Origin of the sequence: Streptomyces sp. P17 (assembly GCF_032436805.1) — a bacterium.
GTDB lineage: Bacteria > Actinomycetota > Actinomycetes > Streptomycetales > Streptomycetaceae > Streptomyces.
In genome coordinates this window covers 1-5,616 of record NZ_JAVRBF010000133.1, presented here as the reverse complement: position 1 = coordinate 5,616, position 5,616 = coordinate 1, and the positions used below count along the sequence as shown (strand labels likewise).

General features: G+C 72.0%; 5 protein-coding genes. 2 read left to right on the top strand and 3 right to left on the bottom strand.

The window, feature by feature from the left end; translation table 11 throughout:
- The first annotated feature begins 177 nt into the window (after positions 1 to 177).
- Positions 178 to 624, top strand: coding sequence for a helix-turn-helix domain-containing protein (locus RMT89_RS39555; RefSeq protein WP_315888589.1), 447 nt, complete (start codon positions 178 to 180; stop codon positions 622 to 624).
- Positions 625 to 858: 234 nt separating this feature from the next.
- Here RMT89_RS39555 and RMT89_RS39550 read toward each other — a convergent pair whose 3' ends face one another.
- From RMT89_RS39550 to RMT89_RS39540, 3 genes are read right to left on the bottom strand one after another with little or no spacing between them, the layout of a single operon-like run.
- Positions 859 to 1,659 (bottom strand): sugar phosphate isomerase/epimerase family protein, encoded by an 801-nt coding sequence (locus tag RMT89_RS39550; protein ID WP_315888590.1) that lies wholly within the window; start codon positions 1,657 to 1,659, stop codon positions 859 to 861.
- Between the two features lie 29 nt (positions 1,660 to 1,688).
- Positions 1,689 to 2,840, bottom strand: coding sequence for a dihydrodipicolinate synthase family protein (locus RMT89_RS39545; RefSeq protein WP_315888588.1), 1,152 nt, complete (start codon positions 2,838 to 2,840; stop codon positions 1,689 to 1,691).
- The gene (locus tag RMT89_RS39540) at positions 2,837 to 3,988 is read right to left on the bottom strand and encodes a Gfo/Idh/MocA family oxidoreductase (RefSeq protein WP_315888587.1); all 1,152 of its coding nucleotides are present in this window, start codon (positions 3,986 to 3,988) and stop codon (positions 2,837 to 2,839) included. Before RMT89_RS39540 ends, RMT89_RS39545 begins: the two co-directional genes overlap by 4 nt.
- Before the next feature lie 248 nt (positions 3,989 to 4,236).
- Between RMT89_RS39540 and RMT89_RS39535 the strand changes: the two genes are divergently transcribed.
- Complete coding sequence (locus tag RMT89_RS39535; RefSeq protein ID WP_315888586.1) at positions 4,237 to 5,283, top strand: LacI family DNA-binding transcriptional regulator; 1,047 nt, start codon at positions 4,237 to 4,239, stop codon at positions 5,281 to 5,283.
- Positions 5,284 to 5,616 lie beyond the last annotated feature (333 nt).

The following is a 5,616-nucleotide window of genomic DNA, read 5'->3' as shown; positions in this document are numbered from 1 at the left end:
GCAGCTCGCCGAGCACGGCACCGCGCATCTGCTCAACGGGTTGCACGCCGAGGCCAGTTGGGAGGGTGATTCCCTGCCCCGACTTCCTCAACCCGGCACCGGCGGGCCCGGCCCCGACCCTCGCCGAGGAGCACCCGGCAGCTCGCCGAGCACGGCACCGCGCATCTGCTCAACGGGTTGCACGCCGAGGCCAGTTGGGAGGGTGATTCCCTGCGGGTGCGGCAGGGCGGGCGTGGCCTGTCCCGGGCGACGGCGGGCGCAGGTCTCGTGCTCGTCCCGTCCGCCTTCACCGGCCCGGGCCTGCTCACCCGGGTGGCCCTCCCGGACCCGCCCCAGCTCGCCTACCCGGCCCGCGGCGCCGGAACGCTGTGGCAGCCCTGGCCCACCCGCGCCGCCGACGCCCTGGCCGCCGTACTCGGGCGCTCACGCACCCGGCTGCCGGCCGAGCTGGACATCCCGTCCTTCACGACCGACCTGGCCCGGCGGACCGGGCTGTCCCCGGCGGCCGTGTCGCAGTCGCTGACCGCGCTGCGGGACGCCGGACTGGTCAGCGCGCACCGGGCCGGCCGTTGGGTGCTGTACGCCCGCACCGCAACGGCCGACTCGCTGCTCGCTACGGGCTGACCTTCAGCGGCTCCGGGGTGTCGAGCACGGCTCCCCAGGCGTCGTCGTCCCCGATACGGACGGCCTGGAGCCAGGCGCGGGCGGCCGGCCGCCGGGAGCTGTCACACACAGGTGATGTTGATCGATGATGTGCGCGCTTGAGGAACGCACGATCCAGGTGTGCCGTTCTGACACGTTGGTGCTGCTGTCGCTGGGGGAACGCCGACGGCCCGCATGCCGTCGGCGCCCCGGTCCTCAGCCGGCCGTGTGCTCCACGAACCGCGCCGCCGTCTCCGCGAGCACCTCGCGCCCGTCCCGGGCCCACAGCGCGTCGTTGAACAGCTCCACCTCGATGGCGCCGGTGTATCCGGCGGCCTCGACATACCCCTTCCACTCCCGCATGTCGATCGAGCCGTCTCCGATCTGACCGCGGCCGTTGAGCACGCCCTCGGGCAACGGCGTGGTCCAGTCGGCGAGTTGGAAGGTGTGGATACGGCCGCCCGCGCCCGCCCGGGCGATCTGCGCGGGCGCGTTGTCGTCCCACCAGATGTGGTACGTGTCCACGGTCACGCCGACCTGCTGGGCGGGGAAGCGCTCGGCGAGGTCGAGGGCCTGGGCGAGCGTCGAGACCACACACCGGTCCGAGGCGAACATCGGGTGCAGCGGCTCGATGGCCAGCTTCACCCCGTGCTCCTGCGCGTACGGGCCGAGCACCGCCAGCGCGTCGGCGATCCGCTCCCGCGCCCCGCGCAGATCCTTGGAACCGGCCGGGAGACCGCCCGAGACCAGCACCAGCGTGTCCGTGCCGAGCGTGGCCGCCTCGTCGACGGCCCGGCGGTTGTCGTCCAGTGCCCTGGCGCGCTCGTCCGGGTCGAGGGCCGTGAAGAACCCGCCGCGGCACAGGGTGGTGACGGTCAGGCCCGCGTCCCGGACCAGCTTGGCCGTCGCCTCCAGGCCGTACGCCTGGACGGGCTCCCGCCACAGGCCGACGTTGGTGACCCCCAACTGCCCGCAGGTGTCGACGAGTTCCGGCATCGACAGCTGCTTGACCGTCATCTGGTTGATGGAGAAACGCGCGAGGCCGCTCACTGGTTCACCCCGTACATCGACAGCAGGTTCTTCATCCGCTCCTCGGCCAGTTGCGGGTCCGGGAACAGGCCCAGTCCGTCGGCGAGTTCGTAGGCGCGGGCGAAGTGCGGGAGCGAGCGGGCCGACTGGAGTCCGCCGACCATGGTGAAGTGCGACTGGTGGCCGGCCAGCCACGCCAGGAAGACGACTCCCGTCTTGTAGAAGCGGGTCGGCGCCTGGAACAGGTGACGGGACAACTCGACCGTCGGATCGAGGAGTTCCCGGAATCCCTTGGCGTCCCCGGTGTCCAGGACCCGGACCGCCTCCGCCGCCAGCGGGCCCAGCGGATCGAAGATGCCGAGCAGGGCGTGGCTGAAGCCCTTCTCGTCACCGGCGATCAGCTCGGGGTAGTTGAAGTCGTCGCCGGTGTAGCAGCGGACGCCGTCGGGGAGCCGGCGCCGGAGGTCGATCTCCCGCTGCGCGTCGAGCAGCGACACCTTGATGCCGTCCACCTTGTCGGGGTGAGCGGCGATGACCTCCAGGAAGGTGTCGGTGGCCGCGTCGAGGTTGCTCGACCCCCAGTAGCCCTCCAGCCCGGGGTCGAACATGGGGCCGAGCCAGTGCAGGATCACGGGTTCGGCGGACTGGCGCAGGAGGTGGCCGTAGATCTCCAGGTAGTCCTCGGGACCGCGGGCCGCGGCCGCGAGCGCACGGGAGGCCATGAGGATCGCCTGCGCGCCCGACTCCTCCACCACCGCAAGCTGCTCCTCGTAGGCCGCACGGACCTCTCCGAGAGTCCCCGTGGCGATCTGGTCGGTGCCGACACCGCAGGCGATACGGCCGCCCGCACCGCGAGCCTCGGCCGCCGACCGCCGGATCAGCTCCGCCGCACCCGCCCAGTCCAGGCCCATCCCGCGCTGCGCGGTGTCCATCGCCTCGGCGACCCCGAGCCCGTGGGACCACAGATGCCGCCGGAAGGCGAGGGTGGCGTCCCAGTCGACGGCGGCGGGCGAGCCGGGGCTGGTGTCGGCGAACGGATCGGCGACGACATGGGCCGCCGAGAACACCGTACGAGAGGAGAAGTTCGCGCCCGGGGTGACGGCGAGGGGCTCCCGCCGGGGCTCGTACGCCCTCAGGGTCCCACCGCTGTCGGGGAGTCGGATGGTCACAGCGAGATCTCCGGTACGTCGAGACGACGGCCCTCGGCCGAGGACCTCAGGCCGAGTTCGGCGAGCTGGACACCGCGGGCGCCGGCCAGAAGGTCCCAGTGGTAGGGGGCGTCGGCGTAGACATGCCTGAGGAAGAGCTCCCACTGGGCCTTGAAGCCGTTGTCGAACTCGGCGTTGTCCGGGACCTCCTGCCACTGGTCGCGGAAGACCTCGGTGGCCGGGATGTCGGGGTTCCAGACGGGCTTGGGAGTGGCCGAGCGGTGCTGCGCCCGGCAGTTCCGCAGCCCCGCGACGGCGGAACCCTCGGTGCCGTCCACCTGGAACTCCACCAGCTCGTCGCGGTTGACGCGCACCGCCCAGGAGGAGTTGATCTGGGCGATCGCACCGCCCTCCAGCTCGAAGATGCCGTAGGCGGCGTCGTCGGCGGTGGCGTCGTAGGGCTTGCCGTTCTCGTCCCAGCGTTGCGGGATGTGGGTGGCGGTGAGGGCCTGGACGGACCTCACCCGGCCGAACAGCTCGTGCAGGACGTACTCCCAGTGCGGGAACATGTCGACGACGATGCCGCCGCCGTCCTCCGCGCGGTAGTTCCAGGAGGGGCGCTGGGCGGACTGCCAGTCGCCCTCGAAGACCCAGTAGCCGAACTCGCCGCGCACGGACAGGATCCGCCCGAAGAAGCCGCCGTCGATGAGCCGCTTGAGCTTGAGCAGGCCGGGGAGGAAGAGCTTGTCCTGGACGACGCCGTGCTTGATGCCGGCGTCGGCGGCCAGCCGCGCGAGCTCCAGGGCGCCGTCGAGACCGGTGGCGGTCGGCTTCTCGGTGTAGATGTGCTTGCCCGCGGCGATCGCCTTCTTGATCGCCTCCTCACGGGCGGAGGTGACCTGGGCGTCGAAGTAGATGTCCACGGTCGGGTCGGCGAGGACCGCGTCGACGTCCGTGGAGATGTGCTCAAGACCGTGCCGCTCGGCGAGCGCCTTCAGCGCGTGCTCGCGGCGGCCGACCAGGATCGGCTCCGGCCACAGCGCGGTTCCGTCGCCGAGGTCGAGCCCGCCCTGTTCGCGCAGGGCCAGGATGGAGCGGACGAGGTGCTGGCGGTAGCCCATGCGCCCGGTCACGCCGTTCATGGCGATCCGCACCGTTTTGCGTGTCACGTCAATCCCTTCGTCCGCCTACGCCCCAGCGACGCAGCAAGCGCTTTCTACAAGAACTGAAGCTAGCCTCTGAGCAGTGGTCTGTACAAGACCGTGATGGGGATGAGTTGTTCGAGGGGGCGAACAAACGGGGTGGGTGGCCTTATGGTCTGCACGGCAGCCTCGGAACCGTATGCGGCGGGAGCCTGTCTACGAGCACGTATGACGTACGAGGTGGTACGAGAGATGCGCGACCGGAGGACGACGAGATGACGGTGACCCTGGCGGACGTTGCGGCCCGCGCACAGGTCTCCCCCGCGACGGTGTCGCGCGTGCTGAACGGGAACTACCCCGTGGCCGCGTCCACCCGTGAGCGGGTGCTGCGTGCCGTGGACGAGCTGGACTACGTGCTGAACGGTCCGGCGAGCGCGCTGGCCGCCGCCACGTCCGACCTGGTCGGCATCCTCGTCAACGACATCGCCGACCCCTTCTTCGGGATCATGGCGAGCGCGATCCAGGCCGAGATCGGCGGCCCGGGCGGACGCGCGGGCGGTGAGCGGCTGGCGGTCGTCTGCAACACCGGAGGCTCCCCCGAGCGCGAGCTGACCTACCTCACCCTGCTGCAGCGGCAGCGGGCGGCGGCCGTGGTGCTGACCGGCGGGGCCGTGGAGAACGCGCAGCATGTGGCGGCGGTGTCGGCGAAGCTCAGGAAGCTCGCGGAGGCCGGGACCCGGGTGGTGCTGTGCGGGCGCCCGCCGGCGCCGGACACCGGGGCCATCGCGCTGACCTTCGAGAACCGCGGGGGCGGCAAGGAGCTGACCGAGCACCTGATCGGCCTCGGCCACCGGCGCCTCGGCTACATCGCAGGGCCCGAGGAGCGCACGACGACCCGGCACCGTCTGGAAGGCCACCGGGCGGCGCTGCGGGCGCACGGCATCGAGGAGGACCCCCGCTGGACCGTGCACGGCCGCTACGACCGCCGCTCCGGCTACGAGGCCACGCTGGAACTCCTGCGCCGTGACCCCACCCTCACCGCGGTGGTCGCCGCGAACGACTCCGTCGCCCTCGGCGCCTGCGCGGCCCTGCGGGAGTCGGGGCTGCGGATCCCGGAGGACGTCTCGGTCGCCGGCTTCGACGACCTGCCGTTCAGCATCGACGTGGTGCCTTCCCTCACGACGGTGAGGCTCCCCCTGTCGGAGGCGGGAGCACGGGCCGGACGCATCGCGATGGGCCGGGAGGACGCGCCCCCCGGGGGCATCGCGACGATCCGGGGCGAGCTGATGGTCCGGGGGTCGTCCGGGGTGCCGCGGAGCTGATCCAGCGCGCCCGGGTCGAATGCGGCCGGCGGGCGGATCGCGCGCGGGGCCGGGACAGACCGGACCGCCGCGGGCTCGCTCGACGAGGTCCGTGCCGGGGGTGATCGGAGGATCTGTTCGGGCGCGGGGCGGCTGAAGCGCGCAAGGAGCCGGTGCGGCGCGGGAATGGGTCGGCTGATCCGGGTCGCCTTTCTCCCGAACTCCCGGTCCCTGTCGGCCTTTTGGCAGGAGCGGGTGTGGCGCGGGGCGGGTCTGTCGATCGTTGGCTGTCGAGTCCGGAATTCCCGGTCCCTGTCGGCCTCTTGCGACGAGCCGGTGTGGCGCGGGGCGGGT